This is a genomic window from Kribbella sp. CA-253562 (genome assembly GCF_050942265.1).
Taxonomy (GTDB): domain Bacteria; phylum Actinomycetota; class Actinomycetes; order Propionibacteriales; family Kribbellaceae; genus Kribbella.
The window spans coordinates 7,067,443-7,092,373 of the sequence record NZ_CP192049.1 but is presented as its reverse complement, the minus strand read 5'-3'; the positions used below and the strand labels follow the sequence as shown (position 1 = coordinate 7,092,373).

The 24,931-nt window shown below is 69.7% G+C and carries 22 protein-coding genes and 1 pseudogene; 18 read left to right on the top strand and 5 right to left on the bottom strand.

The genetic code is table 11. The annotated features are described in order from the left end of the window. The first annotated feature begins 85 nt into the window (after nt 1–85). Nucleotides 86–763, top strand: a complete 678-nt coding sequence (locus ACQPXM_RS33490) for a DUF1707 SHOCT-like domain-containing protein (RefSeq protein ID WP_432941376.1) — start codon at nt 86–88, stop codon at nt 761–763. Nucleotides 764–775: 12 nt separating this feature from the next. Here the strand turns inward: ACQPXM_RS33490 and ACQPXM_RS33485 are convergent, their stop codons facing one another. Next, nucleotides 776–2,449, bottom strand: coding sequence for a dolichyl-phosphate-mannose--protein mannosyltransferase (locus ACQPXM_RS33485; protein WP_432941374.1), 1,674 nt, complete (start codon nt 2,447–2,449; stop codon nt 776–778). 104 nt (nt 2,450–2,553) lie between these two features. On the opposite strand from ACQPXM_RS33485, the gene ACQPXM_RS33480 reads away from it, so the two are divergent. The 6 genes from ACQPXM_RS33480 to ACQPXM_RS33455 all read left to right on the top strand — a co-directional run bounded on the left by ACQPXM_RS33480 (nt 2,554) and on the right by ACQPXM_RS33455 (nt 7,537). Then, a complete protein-coding gene (locus ACQPXM_RS33480; RefSeq protein ID WP_432941371.1) occupies nt 2,554–2,793 on the top strand; it encodes a hypothetical protein in 240 nt (79 codons plus the stop codon). Between the two features lie 166 nt (nt 2,794–2,959). Continuing rightward, on the top strand, nt 2,960–3,802 hold the full coding sequence (gene rsmI, locus ACQPXM_RS33475) for a 16S rRNA (cytidine(1402)-2'-O)-methyltransferase (RefSeq protein WP_432941369.1): 843 nt from the start codon (nt 2,960–2,962) through the stop codon (nt 3,800–3,802). A gap of 32 nt (nt 3,803–3,834) precedes the next feature. After that, nucleotides 3,835–5,406: a methionine--tRNA ligase gene (gene metG / locus ACQPXM_RS33470; RefSeq protein WP_432941366.1), complete on the top strand. Its 1,572-nt coding sequence runs from the start codon at nt 3,835–3,837 to the stop codon at nt 5,404–5,406. 81 nt (nt 5,407–5,487) lie between these two features. Beyond that, nucleotides 5,488–5,901: a hypothetical protein gene (locus tag ACQPXM_RS33465; protein ID WP_432941364.1), complete on the top strand. Its 414-nt coding sequence runs from the start codon at nt 5,488–5,490 to the stop codon at nt 5,899–5,901. Continuing rightward, entirely contained in the window at nt 5,898–6,287 is a 390-nt protein-coding gene (locus ACQPXM_RS33460; protein WP_432941362.1) for a YciI family protein, read from the top strand. Before ACQPXM_RS33465 ends, ACQPXM_RS33460 begins: the two co-directional genes overlap by 4 nt. 2 nt (nt 6,288–6,289) lie before the next feature. Then, nucleotides 6,290–7,537: an RNA polymerase sigma factor gene (locus ACQPXM_RS33455; RefSeq protein ID WP_432941359.1), complete on the top strand. Its 1,248-nt coding sequence runs from the start codon at nt 6,290–6,292 to the stop codon at nt 7,535–7,537. An 8-nt stretch (nt 7,538–7,545) separates the two neighbouring features. On the opposite strand, the gene ACQPXM_RS33450 is transcribed toward ACQPXM_RS33455, so the two are convergent. Then, nucleotides 7,546–8,859 (bottom strand): LuxR C-terminal-related transcriptional regulator, encoded by a 1,314-nt coding sequence (locus ACQPXM_RS33450; protein WP_432941356.1) that lies wholly within the window; start codon nt 8,857–8,859, stop codon nt 7,546–7,548. 151 nt (nt 8,860–9,010) lie between these two features. On the opposite strand from ACQPXM_RS33450, the gene ACQPXM_RS33445 reads away from it, so the two are divergent. Further along, nucleotides 9,011–9,916, top strand: coding sequence for an NADP-dependent oxidoreductase (locus ACQPXM_RS33445; protein WP_432941354.1), 906 nt, complete (start codon nt 9,011–9,013; stop codon nt 9,914–9,916). A 66-nt stretch (nt 9,917–9,982) separates the two neighbouring features. On the opposite strand, the gene ACQPXM_RS33440 is transcribed toward ACQPXM_RS33445, so the two are convergent. Beyond that, complete coding sequence (locus tag ACQPXM_RS33440; protein ID WP_432941351.1) at nt 9,983–10,927, bottom strand: RNA polymerase sigma-70 factor; 945 nt, start codon at nt 10,925–10,927, stop codon at nt 9,983–9,985. Between the two features lie 62 nt (nt 10,928–10,989). Between ACQPXM_RS33440 and metG (ACQPXM_RS33435) the strand changes: the two genes are divergently transcribed. The 8 genes from metG (ACQPXM_RS33435) (at nt 10,990) to ACQPXM_RS33400 (ending at nt 20,332) form a co-directional block, all read left to right on the top strand. Then, a complete protein-coding gene (metG, locus tag ACQPXM_RS33435; RefSeq protein ID WP_432941349.1) occupies nt 10,990–12,762 on the top strand; it encodes a methionine--tRNA ligase in 1,773 nt (590 codons plus the stop codon). Nucleotides 12,763–12,825: 63 nt separating this feature from the next. Then, a complete protein-coding gene (locus tag ACQPXM_RS33430) occupies nt 12,826–13,254 on the top strand; it encodes an SRPBCC domain-containing protein (RefSeq protein WP_432941347.1) in 429 nt (142 codons plus the stop codon). A 70-nt stretch (nt 13,255–13,324) separates the two neighbouring features. Next, complete coding sequence (locus ACQPXM_RS33425; RefSeq protein WP_432941344.1) at nt 13,325–15,568, top strand: hypothetical protein; 2,244 nt, start codon at nt 13,325–13,327, stop codon at nt 15,566–15,568. Between the two features lie 13 nt (nt 15,569–15,581). Further along, nucleotides 15,582–16,496: a TatD family hydrolase gene (locus tag ACQPXM_RS33420; protein ID WP_432941341.1), complete on the top strand. Its 915-nt coding sequence runs from the start codon at nt 15,582–15,584 to the stop codon at nt 16,494–16,496. Beyond that, nucleotides 16,496–17,110 carry a nitroreductase family protein gene (locus ACQPXM_RS33415; protein ID WP_432941339.1) on the top strand — a complete coding sequence of 205 codons (615 nt, stop codon included), beginning with the start codon at nt 16,496–16,498 and terminating at the stop codon, nt 17,108–17,110. The genes ACQPXM_RS33420 and ACQPXM_RS33415 overlap by 1 nt, the downstream gene beginning before the upstream one ends. Nucleotides 17,111–17,329: 219 nt before the next feature. Next, nucleotides 17,330–18,454: a transglycosylase family protein gene (locus ACQPXM_RS33410; RefSeq protein WP_432941336.1), complete on the top strand. Its 1,125-nt coding sequence runs from the start codon at nt 17,330–17,332 to the stop codon at nt 18,452–18,454. Between the two features lie 34 nt (nt 18,455–18,488). Further along, complete coding sequence (gene rsmA / locus ACQPXM_RS33405; RefSeq protein WP_432941334.1) at nt 18,489–19,376, top strand: 16S rRNA (adenine(1518)-N(6)/adenine(1519)-N(6))-dimethyltransferase RsmA; 888 nt, start codon at nt 18,489–18,491, stop codon at nt 19,374–19,376. A gap of 20 nt (nt 19,377–19,396) precedes the next feature. Further along, nucleotides 19,397–20,332: a 4-(cytidine 5'-diphospho)-2-C-methyl-D-erythritol kinase gene (locus ACQPXM_RS33400; protein WP_432941332.1), complete on the top strand. Its 936-nt coding sequence runs from the start codon at nt 19,397–19,399 to the stop codon at nt 20,330–20,332. On the opposite strand, the gene ACQPXM_RS33395 is transcribed toward ACQPXM_RS33400, so the two are convergent. Together ACQPXM_RS33395 and ACQPXM_RS33390 are read right to left on the bottom strand one after the other, a co-directional pair. After that, nucleotides 20,322–20,879 (bottom strand): hypothetical protein, encoded by a 558-nt coding sequence (locus ACQPXM_RS33395; RefSeq protein WP_432941330.1) that lies wholly within the window; start codon nt 20,877–20,879, stop codon nt 20,322–20,324. The two genes, ACQPXM_RS33400 and ACQPXM_RS33395, sit on opposite strands and share 11 nt — an antisense overlap. Before the next feature lie 345 nt (nt 20,880–21,224). Next, nucleotides 21,225–22,547 carry a hypothetical protein gene (locus ACQPXM_RS33390; RefSeq protein ID WP_432941328.1) on the bottom strand — a complete coding sequence of 441 codons (1,323 nt, stop codon included), beginning with the start codon at nt 22,545–22,547 and terminating at the stop codon, nt 21,225–21,227. A gap of 295 nt (nt 22,548–22,842) precedes the next feature. On the opposite strand from ACQPXM_RS33390, the pseudogene ACQPXM_RS33385 reads away from it, so the two are divergent. Together ACQPXM_RS33385 and ACQPXM_RS33380 are read left to right on the top strand one after the other, a co-directional pair. Beyond that, nucleotides 22,843–24,423 (top strand): annotated as a pseudogene (locus ACQPXM_RS33385) (GTP-binding protein); the annotation flags it as partial. Between the two features lie 115 nt (nt 24,424–24,538). Beyond that, on the top strand, nt 24,539–24,847 hold the full coding sequence (locus ACQPXM_RS33380; RefSeq protein ID WP_432941326.1) for a hypothetical protein: 309 nt from the start codon (nt 24,539–24,541) through the stop codon (nt 24,845–24,847). Nucleotides 24,848–24,931 lie beyond the last annotated feature (84 nt).

Below are 24,931 nucleotides of genomic sequence, written 5' to 3'. Positions count from 1 at the left end.
TGGGTCCCTGGAGTGTGGGGTGGCGACCCTGGAACGGGAGATTTCGCGTTCCCGGTGGGCGAAGTGCGGGCTATCGTTCGGGGTTATGGAGAATCTGCCCGAGCGCCAGAATCCGCAGGCGCACCTGCGGGCGTCCGACAGCGACCGCGACCAGGTGGTCGAGGTGCTGCGGGACGCGTTGATGACCGGGCGACTGACCCAGGACGAGCACGCCGAGCGGCTCGAGCAGACGCTGAAGGCGCGCACTCTCGGCGAGCTGGAGCCGATCACGCTCGACCTCGCCGTACCGGGGCAGCCGTTCCGGCCGGTGACCCCCGCGTCGGCGCCGGCGCGGGTGCCGATCGAGGAGCCGGCGAATCCGCAGGACAGCTTCGAGTTGGTGGTCGGCATCTTCGGTGGCGGCGAGCGCAAGGGCCGGTGGCGGGTGAGGCGCCGGACCAACGCGCTGGCGCTGTTCGGCGGGTGCGACCTCGACATGAGCAACGCAGTCTTCGAGGGCCGCGAGGTGACCGTCTACGCGTTCGCGGTCTTCGGCGGCATCGACATCACCGTGCCGCCCGGCGTCGAGATCCGCAACCAGGGCATCGGCATCATGGGCGGCTTCGGCGTCTCCGGCGGCCAGGGCGAGATCGACCCCACCGCGCCGGTCGTCGTACTGAAGGGGCTGGCGCTGTTCGGCGGGGTCGGCGCGAAGGTGTTCAAGCCGAAGAAGGACAAGAAGCGCAACAACGGCCACGGGCACCACGGCCACCTGGGCCACTGACCGGGCGCCGGCTCAGATCCAGGACTTGAACCACATCCGGTTGAGCCAGTCCGGGTGCGGCAGCACCTTGTCGGTCAGGATCGGCCAGATGTAGGCGAAGTTGAGCACGACCAGGACGACGTAGGCGCCGACCACCGCGCTGCCGATCAGGCGGCGTGGGGTGGCGGTCTGGAAAGCCGTCTTGGCCGGGCCGAGGATCTTGCCGAGCACGAGCGCGACCGCCATCACCGTGAACGGGATCATCGTCACGGCGTAGAAGAAGAAGATCGGCCGGCTGTCGAAGAAGAACCAGGGCACCCAGCAGGTCAGATAGCCCACGATCGGGACGCCGAAGCGCCAGTCGCGCTGGGCGATCCACAGCACCAGTGAGGCCAGCAGCGCGAGCGCGCCGCCCCACCACAGCAGCGGCGTACCGACCGCGGAGATCACCGACAGGCAGTTGGTGCCCTGCGGCGCTTCGCAGCCGTTGGTGCCGGGCTTGATGTCGTTGACCGCGTCGAAGCCGATCGGGCGGGCGATGATCGGCCAGCCGGCCGGGTGCGACGAGTACGGGTGGGTCGCGTTCTTGATGTAGTCGCCGGTGTGGAAGGCGAGCACTTCCTGGTGGTAGTGGATCAGCGAGCGGAAGTCGTCGGGCACGACCTTCATCACGCCGTGCGCCGGGTTCTTCGAGGCGTAGTCGTGGTCGTAGGCGTTGTCGTGCAGCAGCCAGCCGGTCCAGGTCGCGGTGTAGGTGACCAGGGCGACCAGCACGATGCTGAGGAACGCCGGGAGCCCGTCGACAACCACCGAACGCCAGAACGGACGCCGTACGCCGATCGCCCGGCGAGCGCCCAGATCCCAGGCGAAGGCCAGCAGGCCGAAGCCGGCGATCACCCAGACCGCCGACCACTTGGTGCCGAGCGCGAGACCGAAGCAGACGCCGGCCGCGATCCGCCACGGCCGGACCAGCAGCAGCCGGCCGACGGCGCGCTCGGTGCCCGGGCCGGTGCCGTCCTCGAGGGATTCGGCGTGCCGGCGGCGGGTCCAGTCCCGGTCGGCGACCAGGCAGGAGACGGCCGCGACCAGCCAGAACGCCAGGAAGATGTCGAGCAGGGCGACCCGCGACATCACGAAGTGCAGGCCGTCGACGGCGAGCAGCAATCCGGCGATGCCGCCGATCAGCGTCGAGCGGGTCATCCGGCGGACCGTGCGGATCACCAGCAGCACGGTCAGCGTGCCGAACAGGGCCGGCATGAACCGCCAGCCGAACGAGTTCATCCCGAACAGCTGCTCACCGGCCGCGATCATCCACTTGCCGACCTCGGGGTGCACGGTCAGGCTCGGGGTGTCCTTGAAGACGTCCAGGTTGCCGGCCAGGATCTGCTTGTCGGCGATCCCCTCGGGCTTGTCGATGAACTGCCGCGCGTAGCCGAACTTGAGCAGCGAGAACGCGTCCTTGGCGTAGTACGTCTCGTCGAAGACGAACTTCACCGGGTTGCCCAGGTTCCAGAACCGCAGGATCGCCGCGAACGCCGTGATCGCCAGCGTCGCGATCCAGCCGCCGTCGAAGTCCCGCGGCATCGGCGGGTACAGCCGCTCCTTGACCGGCGGCAGCCGCCGCCCGAACGCGTCCCGTCCGAGCGTCTCCAGCGCCGGTGCGGAACCCGCGCCCTGGTCATCGATCACGGCAGTCACGCCCGCCATCGTACGGAGCCCCCGGTCACACCGTCTCCCGACACCTCCGGGAGCGGTCGGGCCGTCGCCTGTGGATATCCCCTCGGGGCGGCCGGACCTCCTAGACTCGACCCATGAGCACGCCACGGGCAGAGCTGCACGCTCTCATCGACTCGCTGCCGGAAGAGACGGCGGCCGAGTTGCTGCCGGAAGTCCGGTTGCTGAAGCTGCAGACCGAGGCGCGCACCGAGCGCTCGCGGGGTTCCGGCAGCTGGCCGCCGGCCTGGTTCGGCTCGGTCGAGGGCAGCAGCACCGACGTGTCCGAGCGGGTCGACGAGATCCTGCGCGCGGAGTTCGGACGCCGCCCCGCGTGATCGTCGTCGAAACCGGCCCGCTCGTCGCGGCCGCCCTCTCGGGGGACACCAACCATCACCGTTGCGTCGAGCTCTTCACCTCCCTCGGACTACAGGAGATCGCGACCTTGGACAGGCGTCACTTCACCGTGGCCCGACCCCGTCACGTCGATGCGACTCTCCTCCCATGAGCGGGCGACTGATCTTGGCGGGGACTCCGATCGGGGATCTGGGGGACGCCACGCCGCGGTTGGCGCGGGTGTTGGGGGAGGCCGATGTGGTGGCGGCGGAGGATACTCGGCGGTTGCGGCGGTTGACGTCGGAGTTGGGGATCGTCGTCGGGGGGCGGGTGACGAGTTTTTTCGAGGGCAACGAGCGGGAGCGGACGCCTGAGCTGGTGGCGGCGCTGGGTGAGGGGCAGACCGTCGTGGTGGTGACGGACGCGGGGATGCCGAGCGTGTCTGACCCGGGGTACCGGCTGGTGGCGGCGGCGATCGAGGCGGGGGTGGTCGTGACGGCCGTGCCGGGGCCGTCGGCGGTGCTGACGGCGCTGGCGTTGAGCGGGTTGCCGGTGGACCGGTTCACGTTCGAGGGATTTTTGCCGCGGAAGCCGGGGGAGCGGTTGAAGCAGCTGCTTGAGCTGGCCGACGAGCGGCGGACGATGGTGTTCTTCGAGGCGCCGCACCGGCTGGCCGCCTCGCTCAGCGCGATGGCGGAGGCGTTCGGGACGGATCGGCGGACGGCGGTGTGCCGGGAGCTGACCAAGACCTACGAAGAAGTGAAGCGCGGTCCGGTCGGGGAGCTGGCCGAGTGGGCTGCCGACGGCGTACGCGGGGAGATCACCGTGGTGGTCTCGGGAGTCGACCCGGGGGCGCGCAAGCTCGGGCCGGCGGAGCTCGCCGCGGAGGTGGCCGCCGACGAGGAGGCCGGTACGCCGCGCAAGCAGGCGATCTCCGACGTGGCCAAGCGGTACGGCGTACCGAAGCGGACCGTGTACGACGCCGTACTGGCTGCGCGCGAACCCCGGTAAAAGCACCTGGTCAGGCCCACTACGCTTGAGCTATGTCCGGCGAGAAGGCTTACTACGTCACCACTCCGATCTACTACGTCACGGCCGCGCCGCACATCGGCAGCGCCTACACGACCGTGGCCGGGGACGTCCTGACCCGTTGGCACGCCCAGCGCGGCGAGCGCAAGTGGTACCTGACCGGTACCGACGAGCACGGCGAGAAGGTGCTGCGCAGCGCCCAGGCGCAGGGCATGTCGCCGCAGGAGTGGACCGACAAGCTGGTCGAGGAGGCCTGGAAGCCGGCCTGGATCGACGTCGACGTCGACTACGACGACTTCATCCGGACCACCGAGCCGCGGCACACCGAGCGGGTTCAGGAGTTCGTCCAGGCGCTGTACGACCAGGGCGACGTCTACAAGGGCGAGTACGAGGGCCTGTACTGCGTCGGCTGCGAGGAGTTCAAGCTGCCGGCCGACATCCGGACCGACGAAGACGGCACCCAGCGGTGCATGATCCACGGCACCGAGCTGGAGTCGGTCTCGGAGACCAACTACTTCTTCCGGCTCTCGGCGTACGCCGACAAGCTGCTGGCCCTCTACGAGTCGCAGCCGGACTTCGTCGCGCCGGCCAGCGCGCGCAACGAGGTCGTCTCGTTCGTCAAGCAGGGGCTGCAGGACCTGTCGATCACCCGCTCGACCTTCGACTGGGGTATCCCGGTGCCGTGGGACAAGGACCATGTCCTGTACGTCTGGGTCGACGCGCTGCTCAACTACGCGACGGCCGCCGGGTACGGCGCCGACCCGGAGCGGTTCGCCCGCCTGTGGCCGGCCGATGTGCACCTGGTCGGCAAGGACATCCTCCGCTTCCACGCGGTGATCTGGCCGGCGATGCTGATCGCCGCCGGGATCCCGGTGCCGAAGCAGGTCTTCGCGCACGGCTGGCTGCTGGTCGGCGGCGAGAAGATGAGCAAGTCGAAACTGACCGCGCTCGCGCCGAAGGAGATCACCGACCACTTCGGCTCCGACGCGTTCCGCTACTACTTCCTGCGCACGATCCAGTTCGGCTCGGACGGCTCGTTCTCCTGGGAGCACCTGAGCGCGGTCTACACCTCGGAGCTGGCCAACGGCCTGGGCAACCTGGCCTCCCGGATCGCGGCGATGGTCGGCAAGTACTTCGACGGCGTACTGCCCGAGCCGACCGACCACGGACCGGCCGAGCAGGCGCTGGCCGACAAGCTCGCCGAGGCCGTGGCCACGGCCGACAAGGCGATGGACGCGCTCGCGTTCCACGACGCGCTGGCCGCGATCAACGACCTGGTCGGCGCGGTCAACGGCTACGTCTCCGAGCAGGAACCGTGGAAGGTCGCCAAGGACGAGGCGCAGCGGGAGCGACTGGCGACGATTCTCTACACCGCCGCCGAGGTCCTGCGCGGCGTCGCTGTGCTGCACAACCCGACGATGCCGAAGACCGCCGCGAAGCTGTGGACGCTGCTCGGCGCCGAGGCCAAGCTCGGCCCGCTCGCCGACCAGCGGATCCAGTCGGCCGGCGCCTGGGGCCAGCTCCCGGCCGGCTCCACGCTGACCAAGGGCGACGCGCTCTTCCCGCGGCTGACCGAAGAGGCCTGAACTATTTTCGGGCAGCTGTAGAGAACGGTGTCCGCGACTCCGATAACCGGGTGAAAGCTCACCAAGGAATCGGAGAGAACCGTGAACACCTCAGAGAAACTGCAATCGCTCGCCCCGCTGGTCGGCACCTGGTCGATCAGCGGACCGGGCCAAGGCGGCACCGTGCGGTACGAGTGGTTCGAGAACCAGGCGTTCCTGGTCCAGCACATCGACATCGTCTCCGACGGCGAGCCGACCCGGGGCATCGAGTACATCGGGGTGGACCCGGACACGGCTACGCTCCGGTCACACTTCTTCGGGACGAACGGCAAGATCCTGGAGTACACCTACGAGCTGTCGGGTGACACTCTGACGATCTGGTTCGGCGGCCCGGACTCGCCGGCCAAGTTCGTCGGCCGGTTCGACGCCGCCCGGACGGTGAACACCGGCGCCTGGCAGTGGCCCGGCGGCGGCTACGAGTCGACCATGACCCGGGTGGACGGTGACGCGGGATGAAGTACATGATCATGACCTTCGGGGACTCCTCGGCCTGGGACACGCTCGGGCTGGGCGGCGGTGAGGCGACCTGGTCCGAGGACGAGATCGCGGCGCACTTCCAGGCGATGGGCGACTTCTACGGTGAGCTCGCCGCCAACGGCGAGCTGGTCACCGGGTTCGGCCTCGCCGATCCGTCCCACACGATGACCGTCGAGATCGTCGACGGCCGGCCGGTCACCTCGGACGGCCCGTACGCCGAGACGAAGGAAGTCCTGGCCGGCTTCGGGATCATCGACGTCGACTCGCACGACCGGGCCGTCGAGCTGGCCGCGCGGTTCTCGGCGCTGGTCCGGACGAAGGTCGAGCTGCGCCCGGTGTCGGAGTCCGGCGGCCAGGACATGTGACGATGCCCGACGCCGCGAACGGCATCGAGGGCCTGCTGCGCGAGCACGCGCCGCGGGTCCTCGCCGCCGTCACCCGGCGCTTCGGCCGGTTCGACGTCGCCGAGGACGCCGTCCAGGAGGCGCTGCTCGCGGCGGCCACCCAGTGGAAGCAGGACGGCATCCCGCCGAACCCGCCCGGCTGGCTGATCACGGTCGCCGTACGCCGGATGACGGACCTGCTGCGCAGCGAGCAGGCCAGACGCCGGCGCGAGCAGCTCGACGCGACGCGGCAACTACCGGAGGACCTGCTCGGGTCCCCGGCCGATTCCAGGCCCGCCGAGCAGGACGACACCCTGGTGATCTTCTTTCTCTGCTGTCATCCCGATCTCCAGCCGGCGAGCCAGGTATCCCTCACGCTGAGGGCGGTCGGAGGTCTGACCACAGCGGAGATCGGCCGCGCTCTCCTGCTGCCCGAGGGTACGATCGCGCAGCGCATCACCCGGGCCAAGGAACGGATCCGGCAGTCCGGAGCGAGGTTCCGGATGCCGCCCGCGGCCGAGCTCCGGCACCGGCTGGACGTGGTGATGCAGGTGCTGTACCTGATCTTCAACGAGGGCTACACGGCGTCGTCGGGCGAAGAACTGCAGCGCGCCGAGCTGGCGGTCGAGGCGATCAGGCTGACCCGGATGTTGCGCACGAAGCTCCCGTCCGAGCCGGAGGTCGGCGGTCTGCTCGCGTTGATGCTGCTCACCCACGCTCGCAGGCCCGCGCGATCCGGGCCGACCGGCGAGCTGATCACGCTGGCCGAGCAGGACCGATCGCTGTGGAACCGGGACCTGATCGCGGAGGGCGTGCGGTTGCTCGAGCAGGTGTTGCCCAGTCGCCGTCCCGGCCCGTACCAGCTGCAGGCGGCGATCGCGGCGCTGCACTGCGAGGCCCGTTCGTACGACGACACGGACTGGCGCCAGATCGTCGCGCTGTACGACGTACTGGCGCGACTCTCGCCCGATCCCGTGGTCAGGCTGAACAAGGCGGTCGCCGTGGCCATGGCGCACGGACCGGCGGCCGGGCTGGAACTCGTCGACGAGCTGGCCTCCGATCCGAAACTCGCGGGCCACCATCGGGTCGCCGCGGTGCGAGCCCATCTGCTGGAGGAGGCCGGCGACGTGGATGCCGCCCGCGCCGCGTATCTCGACGCCGCGAAGCGCACGGTGAGCGTGCCCGAGCAGCGCTACCTGCGCGGCCGCGCGGCGCGGTTGACGGCCGGCTGACCGGATGCCTAGGCCGTTGCCGTTGCGAGGTAGAGCGCGGCGGCTTCGGTGCGGCTGGTGACGGCGAGTTTGGTCAGGATGTTGGCGACGTGGTACTTCACCGTCGACTCGGTGATGTGCAGGGTGTCGGCGATGACCCGGTTGCGCTGGCCCTGGGCGAGCAGCGCGAGGACCTCCAGCTCGCGCTGGCCGAGGGTGGCCAGCGGTTCGGCGGTGAGGACCTTGCCGGCGGCGGACAGCGTGGTGGTCAGGGCGCGCGCGGTCTTGGCGACGTCGGACAGGGCGACCGGGAGCATGATGCGCAGCGTCAGACCCCAGCCGGGGACGGCGTCGACGTCGAGGCGGCCGCCCTGGGCGCGGAGGCGTTCGGCGATCCGGCCGAGGTCCAGCCGGTCGTCGAGTACGCCGGGACCGTCGTCGCGCACGGTCGCCTGCAGGCCAGTCGGGTTGAGCCGCCAGCCGACGCGGATCCGCCGCACGCCGTCCTGACCGAGCATCGCCAGCACCGCGGCGCGGACCGCGACGCGGGCGGCGTGGGCGACGTCCGACGGGATCAGGCGGTCGTTGCTGGGGGCATCCAGTTCGAGCTCGACGGGAAGGTGCCGCAGCAGGGTGTGCAGGGAGTCGGCCAGTCGCTGGAAGGCCCGGCCGGCCGGTTCCTCGCCGGCGTCGGCGCGATCGCGCTGGGACTCGGTGCGCAGGTCGGCCAGTGCGTTGAGGGCGAGCTCGACGGCCGTCGTACGGGCCGCGGCGTCGTCGATCCGGTTGTTGCGCAGTACGCCGAGCAGCGCGGCCAGGGTCGCGGTGTGGGTGTCGGTCAGCTCGGCCGCGACCACGTCACGCGCCATCGCGACCGCGCGGGACTGAGCCAGCACGCTCGGCTCGACCTCGAGGGTGAGCCGGTTGAGGTGCGCGGTGACCACGTCCCACAGGGTCTGGACGAGCGGAAGAGTCTGCTCGGGGACCTGAGCGCCGGGGTCGAGCACGAAGGCCAGCACCGAGCCGCGCGGGGCGTGGTCGCTCGCGATGGCTAGCACGGTCTGCTCGACGCCGCCGATTTCGGCCTGGCCCTGCCATGGCCGGCCCGCGGAGACCGATCCGAGGAACGGCGCGAGCTCCGCGCCGGTGATCACGGCGGTGAGCTGCGGATCGCCGGTCGCGCTGAGCGGGGAGCCGGCGCACTGCGGTGAGAGGTGGGCGGCGGCGCGGTGCGGGACGACGGCGGCCAGGACCTCCGAGAGCGCTCCGATCACCTGCGGCGGCTCGACCTGGACCAAGCGGGCCGCGGCGGTCAGAACGGTCACGGCCTCGGAGGACTCCATACCGCCAGGCTACGCGGGTTGATCCATCCACCCACCCGTTCTTCCGGACGGCGGACAGCTGGCCGAAAGGCCAGTCGGGAACAACCGCGGCGGATCCACGCTGGAAGTCGAAGAGGATTGATTGAGAACTCAACTGTCAAGGACGGTGCTGATGGAAGCGATCGTGTTCGAGCAGTTCGGTGGTCCCGAGGTGCTGCGCAGCCGGGAGATCGACGCGCCGCACGCGGGGCCGGGCCAGGTCCGGATCAAGGTCCTGGCGGCCGGGGTGAACCCGATGGACTACAAGATCCGGCGTGGCTGGTTCGAGGCGATGATGCCGACCACGTTCCCGGCCGTTCCCGGCTTGGAGGTCGCGGGAGTCGTGGACGAGGCCGGCGAGGGTGCGGAGTTCGCCGTCGGCGACGAGGTCGTCGGGTGGGCGACCACCGGTGGGTACGCGCAGCACGCGGTGCTTGGCAACGCCGTACGGAAGCCGGCCGGGGTGTCGTGGGAGCAGGCGGTCGCCGTACCGGTTGCTGGTGAGACCTCGCAGCGGGTGCTCGACGCGCTCGGCGTGAAGTCCGGGGAGACGCTGCTGCTGCACGGTGCGGCGGGGGCGGTCGGAGCGGTCGCGGTGCAGTTGGCGGTGGCGGCCGGTGTCACGGTGATCGGTACGGCGTCCGAGGCGAACCACGCGTACCTGCGGTCACTGGGTGCCACGCCGGTCCTGTACGGCGAAGGCTTGGTCGAGCGGGTGCGTGCGGTGGCGCCGGTTGTCGACGCGGTCTTCGATGCCGCGGGCCAGGGCGGGCTGAAGGAGTCGATCGAGCTGCGCGGTGGGACCGACCGGATCATCACGATCGCCGACATGGGGGCGGGGGAGCTCGGCGTCGAGGTGTCGTTCGGTGGGACGGAGCCGGAGGTCGTGAAGGGCTGGCTGAGCGAGCAGCTCCAGCTCGCCGCGGACGGCAAGCTCACTGTCCGGATCGCTGAGACGTTCCCGCTGGCGGAGGCCGCCAAGGCGCAGGAGATCAGCGAGTCCGGGCACGCGAAGGGCAAGCTCGTTCTCGTTCCGTGAGAGCACCGCCCGGGCCGCGATCTTGGATCGCGGCCCGGGCGCCGTGACACGACGATCAGACCGGTGTCACCAGCCCTGCAGCAGCGGTTCCCCGTGGTCGGCCGCGTTCCACCGAGTGGTCGCCCGCTCGAGCTTGTCGGGATTGATCGCGCTGCGGACCGCGGTGACGCCCTCGGGGGTGACCTCGAGCACCATCACTCCGACGACCCGGCCGTCGACCACGGCCACGACCGCCGGCTCGCCATTGGCGAGGTCGGCGTACACGTCGGGGCGGCCGCCGACCATCGCGCGCTTGTGCTCGGCGGGCTTGAACAGGCCGCGCAGGAACTTCGCGACCGCCACGGCACCGGTGAACGGGCTGGCCTTGGCCGGGACCTTGCCACCGCCGTCGCCGACCGCGATCGCGTCGCCGGTCAGCAGTTTCACCAGCGGCTCGGTCCGGCCGCTGGTGGCGGCGGCGAGGAACTCCTCGACGATGCGGCGGGCGGCCGCCTCGTCGACCGCCGTCCGCGTCCTGCCGTCGGCGACGTGCTGCTTGGCCCGGTGGAAGATCTGCTGGCTGGCGGCCTCGGTGATATCGAGGATCTCGGCGATCTCGCGGTGCGGGTAGTCGAAGGCCTGGCGCAGGACGTAGACCGCCCGCTCGTTCGGCGAAAGCCGCTCCATCAGCGTGAGCACGGCCATCGAGACCGACTCCCGCTGCTCGACGGTCTCGGCCGGGCCGAGCAGCGGATCGCCGGCCAGCAGCGGCTCGGGCAGCCACTGGCCGACGTAGGTCTCCCGGCGGGCGCGGGCGGAGGTGAGCTGGTTCAGGCAGAGGTTGGTGAGCACCTTGGTGAGCCAGGCCTCGGGGACCTCGATCGCGGCGCGGTCGGCGGCCTGCCAGCGCAGGAACGTCTCCTGGACGGCGTCCTCCGCCTCGCCGGCGGAGCCGAGCAGGCGATAGGCGATGGCCCCGAGCCGAGGCCGGGCGGCTTCGAACAGGTCGACGTCGCTGACAGTCAAGGACATGCGCCAACGGTAGCCCGCGTAATCCGGCTGCGTGCCGAGATCCGCTCTTCTACAGTCACGGCATGACTCACATCCTGGCCGCGGTGGCCTGGCCCTACGCCAACGGGCCTCGGCACATCGGGCACGTCTCCGGTTTCGGTGTTCCTTCGGACGTGTTCAGCCGGTACCAGCGCATGATGGGTCACGACGTGCTGATGGTCTCGGGCACCGACGAGCACGGTACGCCGATCCTGGTGCAGGCCGAGCGCGAAGGCGTCAGCCCGCGCGAGCTCGCCGACCGGTACAACCGGGTCATCGTCGAAGACCTGCAGGGCCTCGGCCTGTCGTACGACCTGTTCACCCGGACCACTACCCGCAACCACTACGCCGTCGCCCAGGAACTGTTCAGAACCGTTCACCGCAACGGCTATCTCGTGCCGCGCACCGCGATGGGCGCGATCTCCCCGACCACCGGGCGCGCCCTGCCGGACCGCTACATCGAGGGCACCTGCCCGATCTGCGGGTACGACGCCGCGCGCGGTGACCAGTGCGACAACTGCGGCAACCAGCTCGATCCGATCGACCTGCGCAACCCGCGCAGCCGGATCAACGGCGAGACCCCGAAGTTCGTCGAGACCGAGCACTTCTTCCTCGACCTGCCGGCGCTGGCCGACGCGCTCGGTTCCTGGCTGCAGACCCGCGCCGACTGGCGCCCGAACGTGCTGAAGTTCGCCACCAACCTGCTCGACGACGTCCGCCCGCGGGCGATGACCCGCGACATCGACTGGGGCATCCCGGTCCCGCTGCCGGGCTGGGAGGACAACCCGACCAAGCGGCTGTACGTCTGGTTCGACGCCGTCATCGGCTACCTGTCGGCCAGTGTCGAGTGGGCCCGCCGCTCCGGCGACGACGACGCCTGGCGCGCCTGGTGGTGCGACCCGGACGCCCGGTCGTACTACTTCATGGGCAAGGACAACATCACCTTCCACGCCCAGATCTGGCCCGCCGAGCTGCTCGCGTACAACGGCCGCGGCGCGCGTGGCGGCAGCCCCGGCCGGTACGGCGTACTGAATCTGCCGACCGAGGTGGTCAGCAGCGAGTTCCTCACCATGGAGGGCCGCAAGTTCTCCTCGTCGCGGTCGGTGGTGATCTACGTCCGCGACGTGCTCGAGCGGTACGGCGCCGACGCGTTGCGCTACTTCATCGCGGCGGCCGGGCCGGAGGCGCACGACACCGACTTCACCTGGGCCGAGTTCGTCCGCCGCAACAACGACGAGCTCGTCGGCACCTGGGGCAACCTGGTGAACCGGACGGCCTCGATGATCGCCAAGAACTTCGGCGCGATCCCGCCCGCCGGCGAGCTGACCACCGCCGACCACGACCTGCTCGCCCGCACCCGGGCGGCGTACGGCGTCGTCGGGGACCATCTGGAGCACCAGCGGCTCCGGCAGGGCATCGGCGCCGCGATGCGGGTCGCCGCGGACGCGAACCAGTACCTGTCGCAGCAGGCACCGTGGAAGGAGTCCGACCTCGAGCGCAAGGGCACGATCCTGCACGTCGCCGCGCAGGTGGTCTCGGACACCAACCGGCTGCTGGCGCCGTTCCTGCCGCACGCGGCCCAGCAGGTGCACGAGACGCTCGGCGGGACCGGCGCGATCACCGATCGCCCGGAGATCCGTGAGGTCGCGGACCTGGACGGCGGACCGGCGTACCCGGTGATCACCGGCGACTACGGCCGGACGGCGGCGTGGGCGCCGCAGGCCGTCGTACCGGGGACCGCGGTGGCGGCGCCGCGGCCGGTGTTCGCGAAGCTGGCGCCGTCGGTGGTCGACGAGGAGCTGGCCCGGCTGGAATGACGCCTTTCTCCAAGACCGTGACGGCCGACCGGCTTATGGTCGAGAAGAAGGGAGTTGAGGACCATGGCCGGATACGTGGCCACCGCACGAGTCGAGATCGAGGCGTCGCCCGAGCGGGTCTGGCAGGTGTTGCTGGACCCGGTCGCGACCAAGGAGTTCATGTTCGGGTCCGAGGTGGAGACCGACTGGCAGGTCGGGAGCCCGATCACTTGGAGCGGCGAGTACGAGGGCAAGGCCTATCAGGACAAGGGCAAGGTGCTGGCGGTCGAACCAGGCCGGCGGCTGCAGGTGACGCACTACAGCCCGATGAGCGGGCAGCCCGACGTACCGGAGAACTACCACACGCTGACCTACGAACTGAGCGGCGGGAACGGGACGACCGAGCTGTCGCTGAGCCAGGACAACAATGCGTCCGAGGAGGAGGCCGAGCACTCGCGCGGGATGTGGGAGATGCTCGTGCAGGGCGTGAAGAAGGTTGCCGAGTCAGGCTGAGTCAGCGCACGGCCCAGGGTTGGTTAAGCTGCGACGACTTGTTGTCTGGTGGGAGTAGCAGAGACCTCTGATGTCCGTGCGTGTGCTTCGGCCCGCCTTGTGGATCGCCCTGCCTGTGGTGACGGTCGCGACGATGGCGGGGGTCGGAGACCCGGTCACGGAGACCATCAGGTACCTGATCACCTGGCTGCTGGTGGTGCTGCTGCCCGGCGTACTGATCTGGCGTGTGCTGGCCGGTGGGCGGTCGGTGCCGCAGGACCTCGGGTTCGGCGCCGTGATCGGCATCGGCTGGCAGTTGACCGTCTGGGCGGTGTGCACCGGACTGGGAAGGCCAGGTCTGCAGTGGATTCTGGCGCTCGGGTTCTACGTGGTCTTCTTCGCGGTGCCTGGTCTCCGGCGGCGAGCGACCTGGCAACCCGGGCCGAGCTGGTGGCAGCCCGCGATGGCTGTGCTCCTGCTGGTCGCAGTGGTGCGGACCGTCGCCGGGCTGCTCCGGGTGTGGCCGCTGCCGCCGATCGCCTTCGACCGGCACCAGGACTTCTGGTACCAGCTCGGTCTGATCCAGGCGCTCAAGCACGACATCACTCCGCCCGACCTGTCGGTGCTGGGCGAGCCCCTGATCTACCACTGGTTCGCCAACGCCTCGATGGCCGGCCAGTCGGTGATGGCGAGTGTCGAGCCGTCGCACGTGCTCATGCACCAGTGGCAGGTCACCTTCGTGATCAGCCTGGTCCTGGCCGGCTGGGCCGCGGGCGAGGCGCTCACCGGCAAGACGTGGGTCGGTGCCGTGGCGGGCCTGCTGACCGGGGCACTGCCGGGCACGCTGCAGCTCGCCGCCAAGCCCATCGTCGAGGTGTCGCCGGCTCAGGTCGTGCAGGGGCCCACCGGAGCGCTCGCTGTGCTGGTGATGCTCGGTCTGGTCGGCCCGACCGTGCTCATCCTGCGCAAGCAGGCCACGCGCGGCACCTGGCTGGCGATGGCCCTGATGATCGCGCTGGCGACCGGCACCAAGCCGACTGTGCTGCCCATCATGCTGGTGGGCTCGGCGATCGTCGGCCTGTACGCCTGGATCAGCGAGCGGGTGCTGCCGTGGCGGATCGTCGCACTGGGCGCGATGGCCGGTGCGTTCTTCCTGGCGGCCACCTTCGCCCTGACCGGCAGCACGGGCGGCAGCCGGATCCAGATCCTGGCCGCGCTCCGGGTGCAGCCCTTCTACGCCTCCGTCTCGGGTGACCACTCCTACCCGGCGACCGGCGGCTGGGTGCTCCCGTCGATCGCCACCGGCGAGCCCCGGCTGCTGCTGTTCGCCGCGAGCCTGCTGGCCTACTACCTGCTGATCAACGCGGCCCGCCTGCTCTCCCTGCTCGGTACGACGACCAGCCCGGCGCGCCGCGATCCGGCGTACTGGTGGCTGGCGGGCTGTGTCGCAGCGGGAACCGGCATCACGCTGGTGTTCTCGCACACGGGCTACTCGGAGTACCACTTCCTGCGGACCGTCACAGCGATCGGTGTGGTCGGCACGGTCGCGGTGGCGTCCACGCTGGTCGACGAGACGACGCGGTGGCGGCCGATCCTGGTGGCTGGGACCGCGGGCCTGGTGACAGCTCTGCTGATCCGGCTGCTCTGGTTCCACGTGCCCGACGTACCAACGACGGTCGGCCGGGCGATCGTGGCCCTGGTCGTGCCGTTCCAGGTGCTCGCGGTGGTCGGACTGATCGTGGTGGTGCTGACCAGACGACGTAGCCGGTCGCTGATCCTCCTGCAGGTCATCGCACTGGTTCTCGCGGCCAGTCTGCCGAACCAGGTGGCGGTCCTGTCCGGCAACGTCTACCGCTTCGTCACCGGGCAGCCGGTGGTCGCCGATCCGAACGACCGGGTCTACCTGACCGAGAACGAGCAGCAGGCGATGATCTGGCTCGGCGAGAACGCCGCACCCGGCGACGTGGCGGTCAGCAACGTGTTCTGCATGCCACCGCGGTTCCGTACCGGCTGTCCCGACGACGCGTTCTGGACCTCCGGGCTGAGCGGCGTCCAGCAGTACCTGAGCGGCTGGGCCTACGCCCCGAAGAATCTCCAGGCGACCCAGAACAAGACCAGCTTCCTCACCCAGCCGTCGCCGTGGCCGGACCGCCTCCAGCAGAGCCTGGACGCCGTACGCCGGCCGACCCCGGCTCTGCTTTCCCAGCTGCGCAACGAGATCGGCGTCGACTGGATCATCGCCGACCTGCGGGCCGGCCCGGTCTCGCCCGCCCTCGACAAGCTGGCCCAGCGGGCCTACGCGAACTCCGACGTCCGGATCTACCGCCTGCGGTAAGTAGGCTGGGCGCATGTCTACCGAGCGTGTGGAGGTCGATCGTCCGACGCGGGAACGCGCTGCCATCGGGGAGGACGGGCGGTCGCGGGACCGCAGCCGGCCGGCGGTGCCGGACCAGTTGCCGATGAGTGTCGTCGACGCGCACTGCCACCTGGACATCGCCGACGGCGAGGACGGCCACTGGTTGAGTCCGGCCGAGGCGATCAAGCTGGCCAGGTCGGTCGGCGTGACCAGGATCGTCCAGGTGGGCTGCGATCTGCCCGGCGCGGTCTGGGCGGTCGAGGCCGCCGAGCAGTACCCGAACCTGATCGCCGGCGTCGCCCTGCACCCCAACGAGGCGCCGAAACTCAAGCAGGCGGGCGAGTTGGACAGCGCGCTGGCCGAGATCGAGCGGCTGGCAACCAGCTCGGCCAAGGTCCGGGTGATCGGTGAGACCGGGCTGGACTACTTCCGCACCGGCGAGGACGGCCGGGCCGCGCAGCACGAGTCGTTCGCCGCGCACATCGCGCTGGCCAAGCGGCTGGACAAGACGCTGATGATCCACGACCGGGACGCGCACGACGACATCCTCGCGATCCTCGACAGCGAAGGCGTTCCGGACCGGGTGGTGATGCACTGCTTCTCCGGCGACACCGAGTTCGCCCGCAAATGCGTCGAGCGCGGCGCGTTCCTGAGCTTCGCCGGAGTGGTCACGTTCAAGAACGCCCAGTCGCTGCGCGACGCGCTCGCCGTCACCCCGCTGGACCGGGTGCTGGTGGAGACCGACGCGCCGTACCTGACGCCGTCGCCGCACCGCGGGCAGCCGAACGCGTCGTACCTGATCCCGCACACGGTCCGGAAGATGGCGGGCGTACTCAACATCTCGGTCGCCGAGCTGTGCGCGGCACTGTCGAACAACGCCGACCGGGCGTTCGGCGGCCGCTGGTAGTGGAGTTCTCCGAGGTCGTCCGGCGGCGCCGGATGGTGCGCGACTACGACCCCTCGCGCCCGGTCCCTGCCGAGGTCCGCGAGCGGATCCTGGCGAACGGGCTGCGCGGGCCGTCGGCCGGGTTCAGCCAGGGGTGGGCGTTCCTGGTGCTGGAAGGCGCCGATCGGGACCGGTACTGGCGGATCACGGCCGCCGACGTCGACGAGAAGTATGTGCGATGGGTCACAGGGCTGCGCCGGGCGCCGCTGCTGATCCTGGCCTTCGCCGACAAGGCGGCGTACCTCGACCGGTACGCCGAAGCCGACAAGGGCCGGACCGATCGCGACGAGTCGCGCTGGGCGGCGCCGTACTGGTTCGTGGACACCGGGATGGCCTCGCTGCTGATGCTGCAGACCGTGGTCGACGAGGGGCTGGGAGCCTGCTTTTTCGGCGTACCGAGCGGGTTGGTGGGGGCGGTGAAGGCGGAGTTCGGAGTGCCCGAGGGACTCGCCTTCGTGGGGGTGATCTCGATCGGTTATCCGGCCCCGGACCGGCGGTCGCCGTCACTGCGCCGAGGCCGCCGCGGGGTCGCCGAAGTGGTGCATCGCGGGCAGTGGGGTCAGCACACCGCGTAATCGGCCCATTACACCTTTTGCCGCCGCGCCGACGAGTCGATTGGCACTCTCCGCACTTCTTCGTTACTGTCTCGTGATGTTGGCCGGGATCGGGGAAGGTTCCGGATGGCATGCCCCTCGGCACAGACCAAGGTCGCCGGGCCGTTCGCGGCCCGGAGAACCCGGTCTGCGCCAGTGCCGTCGGACCCCGTGCCCGGGTAGCCCTACCTGGGAGCATGAGTGCGTAAGTCCATCATTGCGGCCGTCGGCGCGACGGCTGCGATCGCCGTCGTGGGCGGCAGCGTGGCCTATGCGAGCAAGAGCAAAACGGTGAGTCTGTCGATCGACGGTCAGGTCCAGAAGGTGCACACCTTCGGCTCGACCGTGAGCGACGCCCTGCAGGCGAAGAACATCCAGGTCGGTGAGCGTGACCTGGTCGCGCCCGCGCTGGACGCGAAGCTGCAGGACGGTCAGGAGATCGCGGTGCAGTACGCCCGCCAGCTGACCGTCAACCAAGACGGCACCAAGAAGAACTTCTGGACCACCGCCGACAGCGTGAACGAGGCGCTGACCGACCTCGGACTGCGCTACGACGGCGCGTACCTGTCCACCAGCCGCAGCGCCCCGATCGGGCGCGAGGGGCTGTCGCTGGAGGTCCGCACTCCCAAGACCGTGCAGTTCGTCCGCCAGGGCAAGGTCGTCGCGGTCAAGTCGATGGCGCTGACCGTCGGCGAGGCGCTGAGCGGCGCCAAGGTCGGCTACGACAAGGACGACCGGATCACCCCGGCCGTGACGACGGCGCTGAAGCCCGGCGTCAACCGGATCACCGTGGTCAAGGTCGACGTCAAGAAGGTCAGCAAGACCGAGTCGATCGCCTTCGACAAGAAGGAGACCAAGTCGGCCGAGCTGACCGAAGGCGAGAAGAAGACGACCACCGCCGGCAAGGCCGGGCGCAAGACGGTCGACTACCTGCTCACCTACGTCGACGGCAAGCTGGTCACCACCAAGACCCTGGCGAGCAAGATCGTCGCCGAGCCGGTCGACGAGCTGGTGACGATCGGGACCAAGCCCAAGCCGGAGGTCGCGGACGGCGGGACGTCGGAGGAAGAGCCGGCGGTCGGCAACACCAGCGCCTGGGACCGGATCGCCGAGTGCGAGTCCGGCGGCAACTGGCAGACCAACACCGGCAACGGGTACTACGGCGGTCTGCAGTTCAGCCACGGCACCTGGGTCGCGTACGGCGGTGACAAGTACGCCGAGAACGCGCACCTGGCCAGCAAGGCGCAGCAGATCGCGATCGCCGAGAAGGTCCGTGCGGCGCGCGGCAGCTACGCCGACTGGCCGGTCTGCGGCAAGCGCGCGTGATGTTGTCGAGCAAGCGCCTGCCACACTGACCGGTGTGACCAGCGCTGATTCCTCCACTTCCGCCGGACCGAGGCTTCTCGGTCCGGCGGAAGTGCGTTCGCTGGCCGCGTCGCTCGGGATCCGCCCGACCAAGCAGCGCGGCCAGAACTTCGTCATCGACCCGAACACCGTGCGCCGGATCGTGCGCGCCGCCGAGCTGGACGAGAGCGGCGAGACGGTCCTGGAGATCGGACCGGGCCTGGGCTCCCTGACCCTGGCGCTGCTGGCCGCCGGGCACCGGGTCACCGCGGTCGAGATCGACCCGGTGCTCGCCGCCGCCCTGCCGTCGACGATCGGCACCTACGCGCCGGGGCAGGCCGATCGCTTCTCCGTCGTCGAGGCCGACGCGCTGGAGGTCGGGCCGGACGCTCTTGGTACGCCGTCCGCCTGTGTCGCGAACCTGCCGTACAACGTCGCCGTACCGGTCCTGCTGCACCTGCTGGCGATCGCGCCGTCGCTGCGGCACGGGCTGGTGATGGTCCAGTCCGAGGTCGCCGACCGGCTGGCCGCGCCGCCCGGGTCGCGCACGTACGGCGTACCGTCCGCGAAGGCCGCCTGGTACGCCGACGTACGCCGCGCCGGCCCGATCGGCCGCAACGTCTTCTGGCCCGCCCCGAACGTCGACTCCGGCCTGGTCGCCTTCACCCGACGGGAGCCTCCGGCAACGACCGCCTCCCGCGAAGAGGTCTTCGCGGTGATCGAGGCCGCCTTCTCCCAGCGCCGCAAAACCGTCCGCTCGGCCCTGGCCCGGTGGGTCCCGGACCGCGCGCTGCTGGACGAGGTGTTCGCCGCCGCGGGCATCGACTCGTCGCTGCGCGGGGAGATGCTGGGCATCACCGAATTCGCCGCGCTGGCCGACGCGAAACGCCAACTCATGTCCTGAGCACACGACTGCTCTAGGGTGTGGCCGTGCCACCATCAGCCCAGGTCACGGTGCGGTCGCCGGCCAAGATCAATCTCGGCCTGTCCGTCGGGCCGCCGCGCCCGGACGGGTTCCACCCGCTCGCGACCGTCTACCAGGCCGTCGCGCTGTACGACGACGTGACCGCGACGCTGCGCGACGACGCGGAGATCACCGTCGAGGTGGTCGGCGACTTCGCCGTCGACGTACCGACCGACGACTCGAATCTGGCCGTCCGGGCCGCCCGGCTGCTGCAGGCCGAGTACGACGTCGAGGACGGCGTCGACCTGAGCATCCGCAAGACGATCCCGGTCGCCGGGGGCATGGCCGGTGGCTCCACTGACGCCGCAGCGACCCTGGTCGCCTGCAACCGCCTCTGGGGCCTCCAGCTCACCCAGTCGGAGCTGCAGCACCTGGCCGCCGACCTGGGCAGCGACGTGCCGTTCTGCCTGGTCGGCCACACCGCGCTCGGCCAGGGCCGAGGCGAGCAGGTCACCGAGGTGATGTCCCGCGGCACCTTCCACTGGGTCTTCGCCATCGCCGACGGCGGGCTGTCGACTCCGAAGGTGTACGCCGAGCTGGATCGCCTCCGCCCACTCCGCCGGGTCGAGGCTCCCGAGGTCCGTCCTGAGCTGCTGTCCGCGCTGCTCTCCGGCCGCCCCGCCGCGCTGGCGGTTGCTCTCAGCAACGACCTGCAGGCGGCTGCGCTCTCCCTGCGGCCTGAGTTGGGTACGACGCTCCAGTTCGGCCTGGACCAGGGCGCTTTGGCCGCGATGATCTCCGGCTCAGGTCCCACCTGCCTGTTCCTCGCCGCCGACAGCCGGCGAGCGGTCGACCTCGCGGTCGAACTGGCCGAGTCCGGCCTCTGCCGCATGGTCCGCCAGGCCGAGGGCCCGGTCCCCGGCGCCCGCATCCTCCCGGCCATCGTCAACCGGTAAAGAACAGAGAGAAGAACAGAGAGAAGAACAGAGAGAAGAACAGAGAGAAGAACAGAGAGAAGGACAGAGAGAAGGACAGAGAGAAGAACAGAGAGAAGAACAGAGAGAAGAACAGAGAGAAGAACAGAGAGAAGAACAGAGAGAAGAACAGAGAGAAGAACAGAGAGAAGAACAGAGAGAAGAACAGAGAGAAGAACAGAGAGAAGAACAGAGAGAAGAACAGAGAGAAGAACAGAGAGAAGAACAGAGAGAAGAACAGAGAGAAGAACAGTGTAGTGGTTGCGGTTGGTGTTGAAGTTGCCGTGGTTTGCGGTGCTGTTGAAGACGGCCCCCGCCGGTACCGAATCAGCCTCCGGCGATAGCCTGTTCGTGATGCAGCTCGTGCAGATGAGCCTGAGCTGAGGTAAGCCCGCGTCGAGTAGATCCGCCGCCGCTCCGCCCAACATCGTCGTGCGCTTGCCGAGCCGAGTGCCGACTGCGAATTGGCCGGGATAGTACGACCATGAAAGCTCGACCGGTGATCAGTCCCGAATGAGAGCTGTTGCACAACTGCCCGACCGTCGCTCGGTCAATGCAACGCTGAGGCGACCTCGGTTAGCGAAACTGTCTCGCGGACATCCAGAACTGGTTGCAGGGATTGATGACATCGGATCCTGGGAGTGGCCCTTTGCCAGTGGGACAATCGGCCGTCGTGGGACAACTGGCAGAAGCGCAGGCCTGCGGGGTAATCCGTTGGACGGGGTGCGGGACGTGGAGTCACTGCAGGGCGTGAGGATCGCCGCTGAGCAGGTGGATCAGTTGGCTGCGGCACTGGTTGTCGATCTGGGGATCACGGTCGACGGGAGGTAGCGCCGGGCCGGCCCGGTGGCAGGTGTCACCGGGCCGGTTGGCGTCAGCGCTGGTGGAAGCAGCAGGTGGCCGTGGCGCCGGTGGCCATGTTGACGACGCCGCCGTCGAGTTCCTGTGAGCCGCGGATCAGGAAGCCGCCGAGGCCGTCGGAGACGAGGAATGCTCCCCAGGTCAGCAGCCACTGCTCACTGCCCTCGTCGGTGAGGAACACCTCGGGCACCGGCCGGATGCGGCGCTGGAGGACCCACGGGTTGTCCATCGCCTCGGCGATTCGCGCAGACCAGGTCGCCTCGTCGGTCAGCCAGCCGAGCAGTACGCCGTCGCCGCCGTGCAGCGCTGTCGGCTTGAGCACCAGCTCCTCGCGGTTGGCTAGGGCGTACTGCTCCAGGTCGACCCGCTCGCCGTCGACGGTGACCGGTCCGCTGCGGACCATTCGCGTCCACGGCAGGATGCGGTCGAGCGCGGCGAGCTCGTCGGCCGGATAGCGGTCGCGGTAGGCCTCGTCGGACAGCAGCGCGAGCGCGCCCTTGCTGCCGTACAGCTCGGCGTCCAGCGGGGTGAAGATCGCGACGTGCCCCTGCTCGGCCGCCCGCAGTACGGGCTCGAGGAGCTCGACCGCGCCCGGCTTGAGCACGTCCTCGATCATGAACAGCCGGAACACCACGTCGATCGCGCGGTCGCCCAGCCAGATCCGGTCGTCGCGGTACTCCAGCGCGTCGACCGGGCACGGGATCGCGTCGATGCCGAGCGGTTCGAGCATCTGCGCGCTCTTGTGCAGCTGGCGTTCCAGGTCGGGATAGCTGTCGGGGAAGTCGGCGATCGCCATCACCGGGCGGACGCCGGTCGGCACCTTCGCCTCGGTGATGATGGTGCGGACCACCTCGGTCATCGTCTCGGCGTACGTCAGGTCGTTGGCGGCGACGAACTCGGCGATGAACGGGTGCTCCAGCATCGCCGCGTTCAGCACCGGGTTGTCGACCCCGCCGACGGTGCTGCCCATGTTGATCTCGAGCAGGTGGAAGCCGTCGGCGTCGCGGTACAGGTCCGCGCGGCCCATCCGGCTCGGCGCCGGCCCGCGGCCGCGGCAGATCGCCCGCACCTGCGTCTCGGTCATGCCGACGGTCCGGGCGAACTCGGCGAGATCCCCGCCGAACACTCGTTCGGGCAGTCTGGTCAGGGCCGAGTGCAGCAGGTCGAGATCCGCGACCAGCTGCCGGTACGGCGCGGCTTCCAGGAAGGTCGGCCGGCTCAGGCAGCGGCCGAGATAAGTGGTGGCGTCGAGCTCGGGGGCGGCGGCGGCGAGAATCGCACTCGCCTGGGGCCCGCGGTCGGCGGCGGCGGAAAGATAGTCGTCCGTCAGTGACATCGGAACTCCTCGTGTCCACGACGCCCGAGAACCCTTGTTCCGCGAAGTTTTTCAAACAAGACCTGGGCGGCCGTGTGGGCGGCAGGGTACTTGTCCGGGAAGCGACTTCGGAAGGGCTGGAAAACCACCTGCGCCCGGTGTTGTGCCGGCGTTACGCTCGTCAAACGTTTGTTCCGTGCCGTTGTCCGTGTTGTTGTCAGTGCCGAGAAGGGGATCCCGATGCGCCGAGTTTCGATCCACTCCGTTGTCATCCGATGGATCGAGACTCCGACGAGGACCTTTGAGCACACTGACGATGGGAATCCTGGCGCATGTTGACGCCGGCAAGACCAGCCTGACCGAGCGGCTGCTGCACGCGGCCGGCGTGATCGACCGGGTCGGCAGCGTCGACGCCGGCAGCACCCGGACCGACACGATGGACCTCGAACGCCGCCGCGGCATCACGATCCGCTCCGCGGTGGTGTCGTTCGAGCTGTCCGGCCTGACGGTCAACCTGATCGACACCCCGGGCCACTCCGATTTCATCGCCGAGGTCGAGCGCGCGCTCTCGGTGCTGGACGGCGCCGTGCTGGTGCTGTCCGCGGTCGAGGGCGTCCAGGTGCAGACCCGCCTGCTGATGCGCACGCTGCAGCGCCTGCACATCCCGACACTGCTGTTCGTGAACAAGATCGACCGGATGGGCGCCCGGTACGACGAACTGCTGGCGGATGTCCGGCGATTGCTGACCCCCGCGGCGATTCCGCTCGGCACGGTGCGGGATCTCGGCGTCCGCAGTGCCCGGTTCGTGCCGTATCCGCCGGGGACGGGGACGGTCGACGAGTTGCTTGCCGAGCGCAACGATATGTACCTGGAGAGGTATCTGGCGGACGAGCTGACTGCCGCCGATCATCAGGTGGAACTCGCTGACCAGGTCCGGCGGGCGTTGGTCCAGCCGGTGTACTTCGGCTCGGCGATCACCGGCAACGGCGTACCGGAGCTGATCGAGGGGATTCGTACGTTGTTGCCCCGGGCAAGCGGATCGGCCAGGGATCCGTTGCAGGCTTCGGTTTTCAAGGTGGAGCGCGGGCCGGCGGGGGAAAAGATCGCGTCGGCACGCGTCTTCGCCGGCACCCTGCGGGCCCGCGAGCAGATCGAGGTCCATCGAGGCGATCAGGCTGTGCCGCGTTCGTCCGCGCCGGGCAGGACGTCCCCGACCGAGTCGCCGACGATCACGCCGAGCCCGCCGGGCGCCGGAGGCGGTTCGGCCCGCGGAGCGTCGTACTTCGCGAAACCCACGTCCGTCCAGGTCTTCGCCCGCGGCGAGACCGAGCGGGCGGACGCGGTGGAAGCCGGACGGATCGTCGCGTTGCGAGGCCTCAAGGAGATCCGGATCGGCGACCAGCTCGGCAGTCCGGGCGACCGGGGTGGACAGCTGTTCGCGCCGCCGACGCTGGAGACGGTCGTGCGGGCGGGGGACCGGATCAAGCTCTTCCAGGCCCTGCAACAACTCGCCGAGCAGGACCCGCTGATCCGCGTCCGCAAGGACGACGAGATCTCGGTCAGCCTGTACGGCGAAGTGCAGAAGGAGGTGATCGCCAGCCTGCTCGCCGACGAGTACGGCCTGGAGGTGACCTTCGACGCGACCCGGCCGATCCACAAGGAGCGCCCGATCGGCAGCGGTACCGCCGTACGGGAGCTGGGCGCGCCGGACAACCCGTGGGTGGCGACCGTCGGCTTCCGCGTCTCGCCCGCGCCGGTCGGTACTGGGATCGACTACCGGCTGGAGGTCGAGCTCGGCGGCCTCCCGCGCGCGTTCCACACGGCGATCGAGGAGACCGTTCGCCAGACGCTGTCGCAGGGGTTGTCAGGCTGGGAGGTGGACGACGTACGTGTCGACCTGATCCGGACCGGCTACTCGTCGCCGGTCACCGTCGCCACGGACTTCCGCCGGCTCGTCCCGGCTGGTCCTGCTCGAAGCCCTCGACCAGGCCGGCACCACAGTCGTCGAGCCGGTGAACCACTTCGAGCTCGACCTGCCGCCCGACGCGGTCGCACCCGTCCTGGGCCGTCTGGCCGAGGCCCACGCCACCGTCGAAACCAGCCGGATCGACGCCACGCACGCCCAACTCACCGGCCTGATCCCAGCCGGCCGCGTCCACGCCTTCGAGACCCAACTCCCCGGCCTCACCCACGGCGAAGGCATCCTGCTGAGCACCTTCGCGGCGTACCACCCCGTCCCCGGTACGCCGCCCACCCGCCCCCGCACGGACGGCAACCCGCTCAACCTCAAGCAGTACCTGCTCCACCTCAACCACCAGTAGCCCGTACGCCGCGGCGGTGGGCCTCGTCCCACCGCCGCGGCACCGTCCGGGCCCGCCTGCGTGATCACGTACCCTGGGGCGGTT

Bases quoted from the DNA above. Each gene is read 5' to 3' on its own strand.
- ACQPXM_RS33455 (WP_432941359.1), top strand. From the start codon at position 6,290: ATGCCCGACGCCGCGAACGGCATCGAGGGCCTGCTGCGCGAGCACGCG.
- ACQPXM_RS33445 (WP_432941354.1), top strand. From the start codon at position 9,011: ATGGAAGCGATCGTGTTCGAGCAGTTCGGTGGTCCCGAGGTGCTGCGC.
- ACQPXM_RS33480 (WP_432941371.1), top strand. From the start codon at position 2,554: ATGAGCACGCCACGGGCAGAGCTGCACGCTCTCATCGACTCGCTGCCG.
- ACQPXM_RS33460 (WP_432941362.1), top strand. From the start codon at position 5,898: ATGAAGTACATGATCATGACCTTCGGGGACTCCTCGGCCTGGGACACG.
- ACQPXM_RS33440 (WP_432941351.1), bottom strand. From the start codon at position 10,927: ATGTCCTTGACTGTCAGCGACGTCGACCTGTTCGAAGCCGCCCGGCCT.
- ACQPXM_RS33430 (WP_432941347.1), top strand. From the start codon at position 12,826: ATGGCCGGATACGTGGCCACCGCACGAGTCGAGATCGAGGCGTCGCCC.
- ACQPXM_RS33490 (WP_432941376.1), top strand. From the start codon at position 86: ATGGAGAATCTGCCCGAGCGCCAGAATCCGCAGGCGCACCTGCGGGCG.
- ACQPXM_RS33390 (WP_432941328.1), bottom strand. From the start codon at position 22,547: ATGTCACTGACGGACGACTATCTTTCCGCCGCCGCCGACCGCGGGCCC.
- rsmI (WP_432941369.1), top strand. From the start codon at position 2,960: ATGAGCGGGCGACTGATCTTGGCGGGGACTCCGATCGGGGATCTGGGG.
- ACQPXM_RS33420 (WP_432941341.1), top strand. From the start codon at position 15,582: ATGTCTACCGAGCGTGTGGAGGTCGATCGTCCGACGCGGGAACGCGCT.
- metG (WP_432941349.1), top strand. From the start codon at position 10,990: ATGACTCACATCCTGGCCGCGGTGGCCTGGCCCTACGCCAACGGGCCT.
- ACQPXM_RS33450 (WP_432941356.1), bottom strand. From the start codon at position 8,859: ATGGAGTCCTCCGAGGCCGTGACCGTTCTGACCGCCGCGGCCCGCTTG.
- ACQPXM_RS33485 (WP_432941374.1), bottom strand. From the start codon at position 2,449: ATGGCGGGCGTGACTGCCGTGATCGATGACCAGGGCGCGGGTTCCGCA.
- ACQPXM_RS33425 (WP_432941344.1), top strand. From the start codon at position 13,325: ATGTCCGTGCGTGTGCTTCGGCCCGCCTTGTGGATCGCCCTGCCTGTG.
- metG (WP_432941366.1), top strand. From the start codon at position 3,835: ATGTCCGGCGAGAAGGCTTACTACGTCACCACTCCGATCTACTACGTC.